The organism is Rheinheimera sp. (assembly GCF_020217005.1).
Classification (GTDB): Bacteria; Pseudomonadota; Gammaproteobacteria; order Enterobacterales; family Alteromonadaceae; genus Pararheinheimera.
Genome location: NZ_JAIWOI010000276.1, coordinates 1 through 13,424, shown reverse-complemented (window position 1 = coordinate 13,424; position 13,424 = coordinate 1). Strand labels below are relative to the sequence as shown.

General features: G+C 48.2%; 20 protein-coding genes. 19 read left to right on the top strand and 1 reads right to left on the bottom strand.

The annotated features are described in order from the left end of the window. The 6 genes from LDL40_RS13530 to LDL40_RS13505 all read left to right on the top strand — a co-directional run. A partial coding sequence (locus LDL40_RS13530; RefSeq protein WP_300995902.1) for a S1 RNA-binding domain-containing protein occupies positions 1–390 on the top strand: 390 nt, incomplete at its 5' end. Positions 391–459: 69 nt separating this feature from the next. Beyond that, on the top strand, positions 460–744 hold the full coding sequence (gene ihfB / locus LDL40_RS13525; RefSeq protein ID WP_300995901.1) for an integration host factor subunit beta: 285 nt from the start codon (positions 460–462) through the stop codon (positions 742–744). A gap of 34 nt (positions 745–778) precedes the next feature. Beyond that, positions 779–1,021, top strand: coding sequence for a lipopolysaccharide assembly protein LapA domain-containing protein (locus LDL40_RS13520; protein ID WP_300995900.1), 243 nt, complete (start codon positions 779–781; stop codon positions 1,019–1,021). A gap of 5 nt (positions 1,022–1,026) precedes the next feature. Then, complete coding sequence (locus LDL40_RS13515) at positions 1,027–2,157, top strand: N-acetylglucosaminyl transferase (protein WP_300995899.1); 1,131 nt, start codon at positions 1,027–1,029, stop codon at positions 2,155–2,157. Between the two features lie 21 nt (positions 2,158–2,178). After that, positions 2,179–2,886: an orotidine-5'-phosphate decarboxylase gene (gene pyrF, locus LDL40_RS13510; RefSeq protein WP_300995898.1), complete on the top strand. Its 708-nt coding sequence runs from the start codon at positions 2,179–2,181 to the stop codon at positions 2,884–2,886. Between the two features lie 27 nt (positions 2,887–2,913). Next, on the top strand, positions 2,914–4,626 hold the full coding sequence (locus LDL40_RS13505; RefSeq protein WP_300995903.1) for a potassium/proton antiporter: 1,713 nt from the start codon (positions 2,914–2,916) through the stop codon (positions 4,624–4,626). A 244-nt stretch (positions 4,627–4,870) separates the two neighbouring features. Here the strand turns inward: LDL40_RS13505 and LDL40_RS13500 are convergent, their stop codons facing one another. Then, the gene (locus LDL40_RS13500; protein ID WP_300995897.1) at positions 4,871–5,179 is read right to left on the bottom strand and encodes a helix-turn-helix transcriptional regulator; all 309 of its coding nucleotides are present in this window, start codon (positions 5,177–5,179) and stop codon (positions 4,871–4,873) included. Between the two features lie 251 nt (positions 5,180–5,430). On the opposite strand from LDL40_RS13500, the gene LDL40_RS13495 reads away from it, so the two are divergent. The 13 genes from LDL40_RS13495 to LDL40_RS13435 form a co-directional block, all read left to right on the top strand. Further along, positions 5,431–5,730, top strand: coding sequence for a hypothetical protein (locus LDL40_RS13495; protein WP_300995896.1), 300 nt, complete (start codon positions 5,431–5,433; stop codon positions 5,728–5,730). Between the two features lie 465 nt (positions 5,731–6,195). Beyond that, positions 6,196–6,486 (top strand): hypothetical protein, encoded by a 291-nt coding sequence (locus tag LDL40_RS13490; protein ID WP_300995895.1) that lies wholly within the window; start codon positions 6,196–6,198, stop codon positions 6,484–6,486. Positions 6,487–6,488: 2 nt separating this feature from the next. Further along, complete coding sequence (locus LDL40_RS13485) at positions 6,489–8,297, top strand: replication endonuclease (RefSeq protein ID WP_300995894.1); 1,809 nt, start codon at positions 6,489–6,491, stop codon at positions 8,295–8,297. A gap of 17 nt (positions 8,298–8,314) precedes the next feature. Next, positions 8,315–8,596, top strand: a complete 282-nt coding sequence (locus tag LDL40_RS13480; protein ID WP_300995893.1) for a hypothetical protein — start codon at positions 8,315–8,317, stop codon at positions 8,594–8,596. Positions 8,597–8,759: 163 nt separating this feature from the next. After that, a complete protein-coding gene (locus tag LDL40_RS13475; RefSeq protein ID WP_300995892.1) occupies positions 8,760–9,155 on the top strand; it encodes a hypothetical protein in 396 nt (131 codons plus the stop codon). Then, positions 9,152–9,637: a hypothetical protein gene (locus LDL40_RS13470; RefSeq protein WP_300995891.1), complete on the top strand. Its 486-nt coding sequence runs from the start codon at positions 9,152–9,154 to the stop codon at positions 9,635–9,637. Before LDL40_RS13475 ends, LDL40_RS13470 begins: the two co-directional genes overlap by 4 nt. Beyond that, entirely contained in the window at positions 9,621–10,322 is a 702-nt protein-coding gene (locus LDL40_RS13465; protein ID WP_300995890.1) for a hypothetical protein, read from the top strand. The genes LDL40_RS13470 and LDL40_RS13465 overlap by 17 nt, the downstream gene beginning before the upstream one ends. Before the next feature lie 109 nt (positions 10,323–10,431). Then, entirely contained in the window at positions 10,432–10,557 is a 126-nt protein-coding gene (locus LDL40_RS13460; RefSeq protein ID WP_300995889.1) for a hypothetical protein, read from the top strand. A 9-nt stretch (positions 10,558–10,566) separates the two neighbouring features. Next, the gene (locus LDL40_RS13455; RefSeq protein ID WP_300995888.1) at positions 10,567–11,415 is read left to right on the top strand and encodes a major capsid protein P2; all 849 of its coding nucleotides are present in this window, start codon (positions 10,567–10,569) and stop codon (positions 11,413–11,415) included. Positions 11,416–11,482: 67 nt separating this feature from the next. Then, positions 11,483–11,848, top strand: coding sequence for a hypothetical protein (locus tag LDL40_RS13450; protein ID WP_300995887.1), 366 nt, complete (start codon positions 11,483–11,485; stop codon positions 11,846–11,848). A gap of 240 nt (positions 11,849–12,088) precedes the next feature. Continuing rightward, on the top strand, positions 12,089–12,289 hold the full coding sequence (locus tag LDL40_RS13445; RefSeq protein WP_300995886.1) for a hypothetical protein: 201 nt from the start codon (positions 12,089–12,091) through the stop codon (positions 12,287–12,289). Positions 12,290–12,298: 9 nt separating this feature from the next. Further along, complete coding sequence (locus LDL40_RS13440; RefSeq protein WP_300995885.1) at positions 12,299–13,045, top strand: hypothetical protein; 747 nt, start codon at positions 12,299–12,301, stop codon at positions 13,043–13,045. Continuing rightward, positions 13,045–13,424, top strand: a 380-nt coding sequence (locus tag LDL40_RS13435) for a hypothetical protein (RefSeq protein ID WP_300995884.1), incomplete at its 3' end; no start/stop codon positions are given. The genes LDL40_RS13440 and LDL40_RS13435, both read left to right, overlap by 1 nt.

Genomic DNA, 13,424 nt, shown 5'->3' with positions numbered 1-13,424 from the left:
TCTTTAGGCATCAAGCAATTAGACGAAGATCCGTTCAACGGCTACCTTGCTGATAACAAAAAAGGTGCTATCGTTAAAGGCAACGTAACTGCAGTTGACGCGAAAGGCGCTACTGTAATGCTGGAAGGTGGTGTTGAAGGTTACGTTCGCGTATCTGACATTGCTCGTGAGCGTATCGAAGACGCTACTACAGTATTAAAAGTTGGTGAAGAAGTAGAAGCTCGCCTGATGGGTGTTGATCGCAAGAACCGCGTAATCAGCCTGTCAATCAAAGCGAAATTCGAAGCTGAAGAAAAAGAAGCTATGGACACGATCAAAAAGCAGGATGATACTGATTTTGGTGGTAACGCTATGGCCGAAGCATTCAAAGCTGCTCAAAAAGCTGACTAATTGATGCTTGTGTAGAAGGACTGGGGCTTCAGCTCCAGTCCTTCATTCTACTGATACAGCGGAGGGTCCATGACCAAATCTGAATTGATCGAAAAACTGTCTACTGAGTTTTCTCATGTCCAGGTGAAGGATATTGAATCGTCAGTCAAAGAAATTTTGGAACAAATGGCCACTTCGTTGGCGAATAACGAACGTATCGAAATTCGTGGTTTTGGTAGCTTTTCTCTTCATTATCGTGCACCTCGCGTAGGTCGCAATCCAAAAACCGGTGACAAAGTAGAATTAGATGGCAAATACGTGCCTCATTTCAAACCGGGTAAAGAATTACGTGACAGGGTGAAAGCTAACACCTGATCTCTTATTAGCAAAAAGCGGGGTTGACGGAGTCTTGACCAGATTTTTTTATGTTGTAATTATCATCGCCCTTATTATTTTTGGGCTTGTACTGGGCTCCCTGAATCAGCAAGTTGCTGAATTTAACTACCTTATTGCAAAAGCAGAACTCAGAGTGGTAGATATCGCAGCTTTGTTTTTAGTGTCTGGTTTTCTGCTTGGCCTGAGCGTTTCTATGGCCTTTATTCTGAAGGCAAAAACCAAAGGTTGGTTTACTAAATCTTTCGATAAAACCTGACCCCTATGCTGGAACTGTTATTTCTGTTACTTCCCGTTGCCGCCGCTTATGGCTGGTTTATGGGGCGAAACAGCGAAAAACAAAAAGAGCTTAAGGGCAGGGCTTCTGTTACTAAAAATTTGTCTTCAGGCTTAAATTTCCTGCTCACTGATCAGGAAGACAAAGCTATAGAGCAGTTACTGCAATTGCTTGATGTCGAAGCCGCCACTATCGATACCTATCTGGCATTAGCCAACCTGTTCCGTCGTCGTGGCGACTGGGATAAAGCTATTCGTATTCATGAAAAATTACATCAGTTAAAACTGCCAAAACAGCAGGCACAAAAAATCCAATTCGAATTGGCTAAAGACTACTTCAGTGCAGGTTTATACGACAGAGCCGAACCTTTATTAAGTGCACTGGTCCAGGCTGAAAGCATTCGTGAAGCTGTGTTAAAACAACTCTTTAGTTTATTCACAGCCACTCACGAATGGCAAAAAGCCATGGATTTCCGTGCCGTAGTAGAACAGACAGATTCCCGCTCCTTACGTATTGGTATTGCAAACTTTAGCTGTGAAGCCTGGCATAAAGAATCGGTGCCAAGCGGTGCGTATCGTCAATTGATCCAACGTTATCCGGTATCCTTGCGGCCTAAATACGAGCTGGCGAAAAAACTTATTGCCGAAGAGGAATTTGACGAAGCACGTGAGCTGTTGCTGGCCATACTACAACAAAGGCCGCAATGGGCAGCTGAGTTGTTGCCATTAGTAGCGCAAACCACACCAGAACCAGCAGAGTGGCAGGCGCTACTCACAGAATTGAGCCGTAAACATAAAAACATCAGTGCGACGGCCGAACTAGCACAGTTTTATGCGACAGGTGACAACCTACAGCAAGCTGAGAATTTGCTAACGGATAAATTGCGGCAACAACCGAACATCCGCTTGTTTTTAAAATTCATTCAAATCAGACGGTTACAAAACCCGTCTGAGCCACACCTGGCTGAAATAGAGCAGATGCTACAGGCTTATCTCGACACCAAAGTACTGTATCATTGTCGCAACTGCGGTTTTAAGACCAAACAACCTTATTGGCTCTGTCCGTCTTGCCAGCAGTGGGAAACGGTAGAGCCAATGACCGGCATAGACGGTCGCTGATCTTAGATAGAAGAGAACCTGATGAATAACTCCAGTCCTATAGTGGTCGCCTTAGACTTTGAACAAAAATCCGTAGCATTAAATTTAGTCAGCCAACTCGACCCGGCTTTATGTCGGTTAAAAGTAGGCAAAGAAATGTTTACTCACTTTGGCCCGGACTTTGTCAAAGAACTGCAGCAGCGCAAGTTTGATGTGTTTTTAGATCTGAAATTTCACGATATTCCAAATACAGTGGCCAAGGCTGTTAAAGCCGCTGCCGATTTAGGTGTGTGGATGGTGAATGTACATGCATCCGGTGGCAGTCGTATGATGATTGCTGCCCGCGAAGCTTTAGAAAGTTTTGGTAAAGAGAAACCACTGCTGATTGCTGTGACTGTGTTGACCAGCATGGAGCAAAGTGATTTAGTAGAGTTGGGTATTAATTTAACGCCGCACCAGCAGGTACTCAGACTGGCGGGTCTGGTGGAAAAATCCGGTTTGGATGGCGTAGTGTGTTCTGCACAAGAAGCTGTTGAATTAAAACAGCAATTTGGTAAAGAGTTCTGCTTAGTGACGCCAGGTATTCGTCCATCTTTTGCCACAGCTGATGATCAAAAACGAGTGATGACTCCAGCTGATGCGTTAAAGGCTGGTGTAGACTATATGGTGATAGGTCGCCCAATTACCAAAGCCGCCGATCCATTATCTGCTTTACAACAAATTTACCGGGAGATTTACCCCGCGCATTAAGAAAAAAGGAGCTTTTATTTGGATGCAGTGAATTTAACAATCCTGGTTGCAGGGGCTCTGTTTTTCTCCAGTATAGTTGCGACTCTGATCTCGGCGCGCTTAGGTGCGCCTTTATTATTAATTTTCCTTGTCATTGGCATGCTGGCCGGTGAAGACGGTTTGCTGGGCATCAAGTTTGGCAATCCTGATGTTGCTCTGCTGATTGGCTCTATTGCCCTTGTGATTATTCTGTTTGATGGTGGTATGCGCACACATCCGGATCGTGTTCGGGTGGTGCTGGCGCCTTCAGCTGTATTGGCCACGTTGGGCGTAGTACTGACCTGCGGCATTTTAGGTGTCGCAGCCTCTTATCTGTTTAATTTGACCTTATTAGAAGGCTTGCTGTTAGGGGCGATATTAAGCTCAACAGATGCCGCTGCTGTATTTTCAATCTTCCAGTCTGCCGGCTTAAATATTAAAGAACGGGTAGCGTCCACACTGGAAATAGAGTCGGGTAGTAACGACCCTATGGCGGTGATGTTAACCTTTACTCTGGTTGGGGTTTTGGCCGGTCAAAGTGAATTGAATTGGTCTTTGTCGACGGTATTTTTTCAGCAAGCCATTGTGGGCGCAGCAGTAGGCTATGGAGCAGGGCGCTTCTTTGTTTTACTTTGCCGCAAACTGCCATTAAGCGCAGCCTTTTTCCCTTTATTGGCCGTATCTTACGCACTGCTGATTTACGGTTTAACCAACCAATTTGGCGGCAGTGGTTTTCTGGCTGTGTATTTGATGGGCTTTTTAATAGGCAACGCCCGTTTACCGCAAATTCAACAAATCCTGAGAATGCATGACGGTTTAGCCTGGCTTAGTCAAATTATTATGTTTTTGATGCTAGGTTTGCTGGTTACGCCAAGTAAGCTGATGGAATATGCAATTCCTGCGCTGATACTGGCATTAGTGATGATCTTTATAGCCCGGCCAATAGCGGTGTTTTTAAGCTTGGTACCTTTTCATTTTCCTAAGAAAGATCAGGTGTTTATCAGTTGGGTTGGCTTACGTGGTGCTGTGCCTATTATTCTGGCGTTATTCCCATGGTTAGCAGGTGTACCGAATAAAGATTTGTACTTTAATGTGGCGTTTTTCGTAGTGATCGTATCTTTGCTTATTCAGGGCTGGTCTATAGCGCCAGTAGCGCGCTGGCTGAAGCTCGAAGTGCCACCAGAGCCAGGCCCGGATCACTCCATGACACTCGACAGCGTAGCCAGTAATGATTTGCTACAGGTACTTTCGTTTAAAGTCGGCAAAGGTTCACCTATTGTCGACAGTGACTGGCAGCAACTGAATATGTCACCGGATGTCAGCTATTTGGGTGTGCTGCGTAAAGGCGAATGGATCAAAGCCGAGCAAAGCCCAAGCTTTCAACTGAACGATATGCTGTTGGTATTGAGTAAAGCCAAAGATGTAAAAGCTGTCAGTGACAAAGTGTCCACAAGCGCAGAGCAAACCTCGCTGGATAAACTGGATTTCTTCGGTGACTTCGTATTAAACGGCGAAATCACCTTAAACGAACTGGATGGCTTCTACAGCATTCAATTTGCTGAAGACCAGGATCCAAGCCAGAGTTTGTCCGAATACATCACCGAAAAATTCCACAGACGTGTGGTGGTTGGCGACCAGGTGCAATTGGACCAGTTAGTACTGACAGTGCGTCAAATAGACGACCACGACCAGATACTGCAGGTGGGTATTAAGTCGGCTTAATCTATAGAAGTAAGCCTTATGCCGGATAAATGAATTAAATCAGGCATAAGGCTTTTAATACTGTTGGAACATCTGGATTACGGTAGCGGGTTAAGTTGATAACCCAATAACAATATTCAATTTAACATAATAATCATTATTTTTAGCGCTGAATGTAAAGACCGTTTTAAATCAGATACTTAGAAGGGGAGGAACGCGGCGAATTTATCAAAATGATAAGGAAATCCGCCGCAGAATTTAGGTGTTAGGCCACCATTTTAGACAGGACTTTGACGTCCATCTTGCCGGACTTTTTAACCTCTTCCCAAAAAATTACCATCGAATTATTGCCACGCTTCATTTCGCGCTCAATGTGAGCGTCAGCCAGCACCGCTAAAGGGTTTAGGTCAAGCATGTAAGCTGTTTTGATAGCAAAGTCATCATCCATAATGTTGCGACCAGTTCTGTACTGGCTGATTCTGGCTCTACTTTCACCAAGTTTCTTTGCAAGTTGATAATCAGACTCCAGTAAATACGCTGCTATCAGCGCATCTATATATTCGACTGTTTTCACTTTAGTTCCCCCAAGAACTCATTTTCCTTGTGAAGTTTAGGCGCATAGCTAACAGCCAACAACATGTAAATGCGCATTTACGTGTATATGCTCATTGACTATCATCAGCGTGCTTTCGGTTTATTCCCCAAGAACAAAGCCTGAAAAGCAAATCCCTATGGGCGGGTTAGCTGGAATCCTCACTGGCTAACCCAGCCCGACCGCTGTAGGGGCGGTGTGTAGGGCGGTCAAAACAATGCGGAGCCGAACACATGGATAAACATACAGTAGTGCCCAGACCTGAACAGAGTCTGAAGCCAGCATACAACGGCTATAAGCTATTGCTGGCACAAGCCACCAAAGACCCACTAGCACAAGCCAGCATCAAGTCTGCAATGAATTACATAAAACAGTCAGTCACCATCAGCCGCAGCCCCGAGCAAATCGCACAGTGCGAGCTGAACGGCAAATACCTCGACCAAATCAAAGCCCGGCTGAAAGGCAGCCAAAGCAAAAATGCTGATCCGTTGCCAGGTAGCAAATTAGCAGCGCTGGCGGGGGGGTCTTTATGAGAGACGGAATTTGCAGAGCGCTTTTGCATGCTCAGTACATGCTGATGATTGATGTAAGGGTTGCAATTAAATTCAATGTAGACCCAATACAAATTGAGAGACTAATACACGCAATGACAGCCCCATTAGTGCCGCTATGGCACAGTTGGAACAAAAAACAAATAGCCGTGGCAGAAAGGCTAGGCAATGAAAGGGTTGAACGAATGAAAAGGGCAGCCAAAGGGCGGAGGCTGCCAGCATGAGACCAGCCAGAGCAGAGCAATTAGAGGCGGTCACTGGCTACATTCCAGCGGCTGGAATGCATGCAATGTACAGAGAGCGCGGCGGCGTTAATTGGTTTAGATGCGCGGTGATACATCACTATCAGGGCTTAGTGTTGCTTGACAACTTTGACACTGGAAGCAAGCCATTAAAAAGACTTTCAGACGTTCAATTTACAAAGTTTGCAGGTCTGGAGGCTACAGCATGAAATTCACCAACTACAGAGTTTCAGCAGGACGGGCCGCAGCCATATTGAAAAAAGACCTGATCGGCTTAAATGTGATTGCGCCAACGGGTTATATGTCATCAAGCGTACAGGAAAGAATTGGCCTTGTACTGCAACTTCGACCCGACAGGGCCGCGCCAGAGGTTGCATTTCAATTCCAATGGGCAGACGAAGAAGGCACAGCGGATATAGGCGTATTCAAAAATGAACCTATAACCCTGTGCCTGTCACCTGAGCAACTGCACCTTATTGAACGCCTAGAGGCGTGAACATGCCTCTGAGTGCTTACCCCGTTTCAGCCCTAAGTGATTGGCGTTGGTCTAATGAGCTGGTGGATTGTCTGCCAGCCCGCTACGAAAGAACCCTAATCAGCACGTATACCAGCAAATACCAAAAAGACGATGTAGCCGCTAACGTGTGGCTACGTCTGATTATGGGTAAGCTGAAGCGCATCAAAATGCCTTTAACGGCGATAAGCACAGATACAACAGCAACAAGCTGGGCCTCTGAGTGCTTCCGCTGGCGCTACACCTCAAGCCGTGGCAGTCACATCACCATTGACGAATTAATACCGCGCTATAAGCACTTAGCCGCCTATGCCAAGCGCTTTGGTTTTGTGCCGCCAGGTGCAGACCGCAAAAAGATGACGCCAGCGCAAATTAGCCAGTGCGTAGCCCATTTAGACAATGAAAAATGGTGGCAGCGCCAAGCCAAAAAAACAGCGGCCAGAGCGCGGGAATACATGGCTATCGCCTTGGGCATGGTAGGCCGTGGCGCTGAAAGCTATATCAGCAAAGAATGCCTGTCTGAGTGGGTAAAGCAGCAAAAAGACGCCGCAGAATTCCTTGAAAACAATTTCATTGCAGCCGAAAGCGAGACCGCAAACGGTTTTGATGATTTAGACATTATCAGCCTGAGCGAAGCCGCAGCAGGCAGCACCGCAAACCCTGAAATTCGCCGTCTTGAAATGATGGCCCGCATTCGGGGCATGAAAGAAGCGGCAGAAGCGGCAGGGCATACAGCTATTTTCGTGACCATCACCGCGCCAGGCGCTTACCACTACAACAGCGGTAAAAAGTGGAATGGCTCAGACCCACGCGACACTCAGCGTTACCTGTCTAAGCAGTGGGCAAAGGTTCGCGCTGAATTAAGCGAATCGGACATAAAAATATCTGGCCTTCGGGTAGTAGAGCCACACAACGACGAGACCCCACACTGGCATATGTTGCTGTTTGTGTTGCCCGATTTTAAAGAGTCGGTGATCCGGTTGCTAAAGCACTACGCACTACAGCATGACCGCGACGAAAAAGGTGCTGAGCAGCACCGCTTTACTGTGGAAGAAATAGACCCTGCCAAGGGCTGCGCTGTGGCCTATATAGCGAAATACATCAGCAAAAGCATTAACGCCAGCCATGTAGAAACGGAGCTGGACAACGAAACTGGCGAACCTATAGCAGACGTTAGCCAAAAGTGCAGGGCATGGGCCAGCCGCTGGGGTATCCGTCAATTCCAGTTTATCGGCAGCCCACCAGTCACAGTTTGGCGCGAACTACGGCGCATCCGTGAACCTTTAACCTGTGAAAAAACAGAAGCCATACGCGAAGCGGCAGACAAGGGCCAGTTCTGTAAGTTTGTGCAGCTCATGGGCGGCCTAAACGCACCGCGCAGCAGTTATCCGGTTAACACAATTAAACACGTCAAGGAAACAGCCAGCGGGACGGTGCGGGAGAAAATCGTGGGCATTATCGCCGGAGCACACAACTACATGATTACCCGCCGCAACTGGATTAGTTTGGGCAACCTGAAAGGCAGCCTGAGCCGCTTTTGCTCTTTGCAAGGTGCAAACCGCGCAGCTCGGACCCGTGAGAATAACTGTAAGTCCGAACTAAACCAGCCGGAGCGCAACGAGCATTTCTGGAACCGCTTTGAACGGGCCGCCAACGAATTAGCAGAATTCACCAGCAAAAAATCGGGCTTTGTCGCTTACATCAACGCCGCCGGGGAATACATCACCGAAAAAATCACCGATTACTTTAACAGCTACGCACCGGAACCCAGCTGGGACAGTTGCGCGGCATAACACAACGAGGCAATACCATGACCAAAACAACACAAAACGCACTTTTGGTGCAAGTAGTAGCAGCAATCATCACCAAAGCTGAAGCCATTGATAATTTAGGCGTATTTCAGCAGCCAGCAGCAGCAAAACAGCTGCTAAAAGACGATGTTGTCCCATTCCTTCAGACCGTAGCCGAAAAGCTGGACGGCTTAACCAGTGAAAGCGAAGTTAAAAAGCAGTTTGAGGCCATGGGTAAAAAAATTGCTTCGCTTGAGGCCCAGGTTAAAAAGCTGACCAAACCTGAGAAGGTGGCGCAATGATGCGCCGCCCTTTGGGAATACCCAGCTGGAAAATGCTTCAAGCTAACAGAGTGACGGCTGGTGTTTATTTAGGATTGGGCTATTCCCTGCAAAAAATATGGGATATGCACCAAACGCACAACACGACAAAAACTCACAGCTGCACAGCTTCATGGGGGTTGTAATGGCAAACGAAAACTTAGCAATGACCGCTTGCCCGCACTGCGGCGAACAAGCACCAGTTCGAAAAATAAAAAATTCGCCTCTGCTGTATCTGGCGTGTAAATGCGGAACCCACAAAAGCAGCAGTCAGGCTTTTCAGGAAAAACTGCAAAAAGCAGTTTCGGGAATTCCGGAATCTGAGTCCGAAAATAATCCGGAAAATTCCGAAAATTTGGGGAAGGAATGGAGCCCCACCATCAAAACGCAGTCCGCGCCGTTATTGGGCGTGTCTGAAACTCAACAAAACCAGCCGGAACCACAAAATACAGCACCAAAAGGCGGAATCCTTAAGAAAGTCGCAGGATTCAGCCTTTTGCTGTTGGCAGTGGGCGGCCTTGTACTGAAGGTAGCAAGATGATTGAAACAACAGTGACAGACCAGGTGGACAATGGCGTGACCGCGCCAGGTGCTGAAGTCGTGACAACCCAGCAGCTAGACCCGTCTTTTACGGCATTGCTAGGCGAATCAACGGCGGCAGAGGAAAAAACAGAGGTTGAGCAATTGCCGCCGCTGGAAATGCCGCCAGAGTTAGACCCAGCCCGCATAAAGCTTGCAGAAGAAGCCGCCAAAAACGCCGCTGGCTTTTTGTTCTTTGCCCTTCAGGAATCAACAGGCCGCAGCTACAACCTGACCGAACAGGCCGCCAACAAACTAGCCAAAGGCATAGCGCCTTGCTTGGTAAAATATGGCGTGGGCGAACCTTCAGCGCTGTTTATCAAATGGAAGGTTGAAATAGATGCACTGATGGCGCTGGGGGCGCTGGGCTATGGCATGTACAAGGCCCATAAGCAGTACCAGAAAGAAGAAAAAGAGGCGGCAGCGCATGGCAATCAATCCTAACAACAGCCTAGACCCGCTGGGGGCTTGCTACTGCGGGACCACAGGCGCAGGAAAGACTGTGGCTGTAAAACTCATGGGGCTGGTCGGCCAGTGCGTGGCAATTCTTGACGTGTACGGGGATTACCGACCAAATCGGATCCGTAGGCTGTCTGGTTTGGGTGGCAGAAAAGTTTACCACTACAGCACAAGGCACACGTTTTTAAAGGCATTCGCTGAAGCATGGGCCAGTGGTAAAACCTTTGTGGTGGCGTATCAGCCGGACTTTAAAACAGCAGAAGACTATAAAACAGAATCTGAATGGTTCGCTGATGTGATGTGGAAAGCATCAGACGGCAACAGGCGATTAGATGTTGTGTTTGAAGAAATGGCGAAGTACATCGACAGCACAGGCAAAGCAACGGGCCGCATCGGGGAAATAGCCACAGGAGGCCGGAAATTCAATCTGGTATGGCATTTCTCATTTCAGCGCCCGTCTGAAGTGCCAAAGACGTTTATCACTCAGGCGGAGTATTTAGTGGTCGGCGCACAGCGGGCCACGCTGGACGCAAAACGCTGGTCTGAAGAGCTGGATTGCCAAATTTCGGAAATTGTAGAACTTGGCAGCCTGAACCAAAAACGCAAAAAATATTACCTTGTAAAGCGCGGCGGTATTGGGAATTACGAGCAAAAAAGCATTATGTTCTGATTCCCTCTTTTGGGGATAATTCAGGAATCTATTTTGAACGTGTTGATTTTTTGGCGCAGCCTTTAGGGGCATAGCAGACAAGATTTTAATCAACTAAGTGAGGGCAAAAATGCCAGATTTACAAACCAAACAAACCTACAGCCTGATGACTTTATTGCTGGTTGCAGGTGGTACAGCGCTGGTGGCTATTTGGGCCGCTAACAACGTTTCAGCTGTTCGCAACATTGTACGTTAAGGGGTAGCCATGAACCTGTTAGAAATTGCAGTAAACGGCTTTAAGCCAACCCCTGTGGAGCTGAACAACTTTGTAGGCGTGGGTTCAAACCAACGCGCAAGTCTTCAGGTGACACCAGGCGCGACCTTCCAGATGATTGAGTTAATTTCAAACATTACTGACGTGACCAAAATCGCAAAAGTAGAAGTGGAATTAAACGGCAATACGATTGTGAACTGCACAGGCTACGACCTGAAAAGCGTTTTAGAAGCCTACACAAAACGCAGCCGTGCGGCGGGCCGCTACGTTATCAACTTCTTTAACCCTGAAGCCAGCACCTTAAACAGTATGCGCTTGGGTGAGTTGGTGACACTGCCCTCTGACACGCTGACCGTGTACGTCACCTTTGGTGATACAGGTGCTACAGTGCCAACACTGCGAGCCCGCGCCTTAGTAACGCCAAGCCAGCCTGTGCGCTACTTCATCCCGAAGGTATACAGCATCAATATCGACCCGTCTGTTGTCGGCGAAAATCATATGTCATGGCCTTTGCGTAGCGGTTCGCACTTCATACGCCGCTTGCATTTCTTAAGTGGCAACGTGTCAAAGTTGCAGGTGTACCGCGACGATTTGAAAGTCTATCAGGCTAGCGCAGTGGATAACGCTCAGGACTTAGGCGAAGGCGGAGACAATGCGCCAGTGGCTAACGTGTTCCACTTCGACCCTGCGCATATTGGCTTTCATTGGGAAGGTGCATTCCCGACCATTGCACAAAAAGAGCTGGCCTTTAAGTATGACGTGACGGCGCTGGGCGGTATCAAAGTGTTGGTGGAAACCATCGACCAGGTGAACGCAATCACAACATCAGCGGCGGCTTAACAGCGGTGATCGGTAAACAAAAAGCCCACTGATAGACGTGGGCTTTTTTAATCAAAGGACAGCAAAGATGGCAACAGCAACAGCAGCCCCAGCATTAACGTGGTATCAGCAGCTGGCACAGGCCGCAACAGGGGCGGGCGTCAAGGTGTTTGAAAGTATCGGTGAGGGTTCAACTCAGCTGGTACAGGCAAAAATTAACGAAAAGCTTGGTGTTCTGCCCGCAGATACACAGGCGTATTACGATGCGACCAGCTCGGCGGCCTACCAGAGGCAACAGCAAACGGCTGTGGGTCGGGACTGGGACGGTTCACCACTCAATGAAGAGGTGATAAGTATCGGCGGTTTAACCATTGAGACAGGCACAGCAAAAACCGGAGCAATGATTATTGGCGCACTGGTCTTAGGCGTGTTTGCCTTCAAAATGATGAAGTGAGGCGGTCATGGGTAACTTTTTCACAAACCTAAAAGCGCAGTTTTTCCCACCAAAACAGGCAAACCCTGTGATAACAAGACCAAGCGGACTTGTGCAAACCGTAATTAGCCGCAGCAATACCTTAACAGGGGTAAAGCAGCCAATCTCTAAAACACCGACCCGCTTGCAACCTATCAACGTGGGCGCACCAGTAACACGCGACCCCGTAGAACGTGGGATGCCTGACAGAGTAACCAACCAATGAACCCGCTTTTAGCAACTGGCTTGCCTGGTATGTCAGGCGGTCTGAGTGATAGCGGCTCAGCGGTGGCGGGGGATATTCAGGGCAAAAACACCAACGGCGGTTCAATTAATTTTGGCGGCGGCTGGGAAAGTGCAATCCCATTCGCCGTGGTGGGTGTGATTGGCCTGGTCGGTATTTACCTGTGGAAAAAATTATAAGGGGGCTCTGTGGGCTTATTTAGCGGCAGCAAGAAAAGCAGCACAACCAGCAATACCACCAATAACAGCACATCACTGGGTATTGACGGCGATTTATCCGGCATCCTGGGCGATGGCAACACGCTGTTAAATGACAACAGCAACACGGATATTTACACAGACAACAGCGACAACAGTAGCTTGGATTGGCAGCAGGATAATAGCGACAACTCTATAAGGGAATTCGAGGGTCAGTTGTCAGGCTCTACGGTGGGCGGCAATGTCACCATCACAGCAGATGGAGCTTTTGAGTTTGGCTCAGATGTGGTGAAAGCACTCAGTAACACCATGGATACGGCATTAAAAAACGCCACAGAGCAAACCTATCTGGCAACCAAGGCGGCACAGCAAACCGCATCTGATGCGCTGGCGTTTGGCGATAAAGCTATCAGGTCGGTAGAAAATACCAGCCTGGGCGCAATTGATGGGGTTCGTTCAGTCAGTGAGTACGCCATTCAAAAGGCAACAGAATCGACCATGTACGCGGGGGAGACCATCAGCAACGCCGCCGAACAGTTTGCAAAGCAAAATCAGGCCACCACAGCAGCCAGCATCGAAGCGGCGAATTCAGCCATGGAGCGCAACGCAGCCCTAATCCAGACCACAGCGCTAGGCGGTCAAGACCTGATGATTGATGCCATGAAAAAAGTGCTGATGGCAGGTGCTGCAATGATGGCCGTTGTGTTTGCTGTGTCAGCGTACAGGAGCGCGAAATAATGAATTTAATTACGTTACAGCCTGGTGAAATCCGGCAAATACCGCTAACGGGCCGCTTTTTGGTCGTGCGAACACTGACAGGTAAAGTGGTGTTATCAGACCCGCATTTAGGCTTACCGGAGTTCGAAATAAAGCAAAGTGATAACCTTGAGTTTGAGCAAAGTCGCTCAGTCACGGTTCGCAACGCTGGTGACGCCGCCGCACAGGTCGAGCTTCAATCGAGCCCGGTTAAAATCTTTAGCAATGACGGCGGCAGTGTAAAAATCAGCGGAGGCAGCATTCAAAGCATTATTGAACCTATCCAGGTGACAGCAGAAGCAACGGTCCAAAATGGTACGGTAACAAGTCAGTCACCAAACGCAACAAGCCAATTACCTGA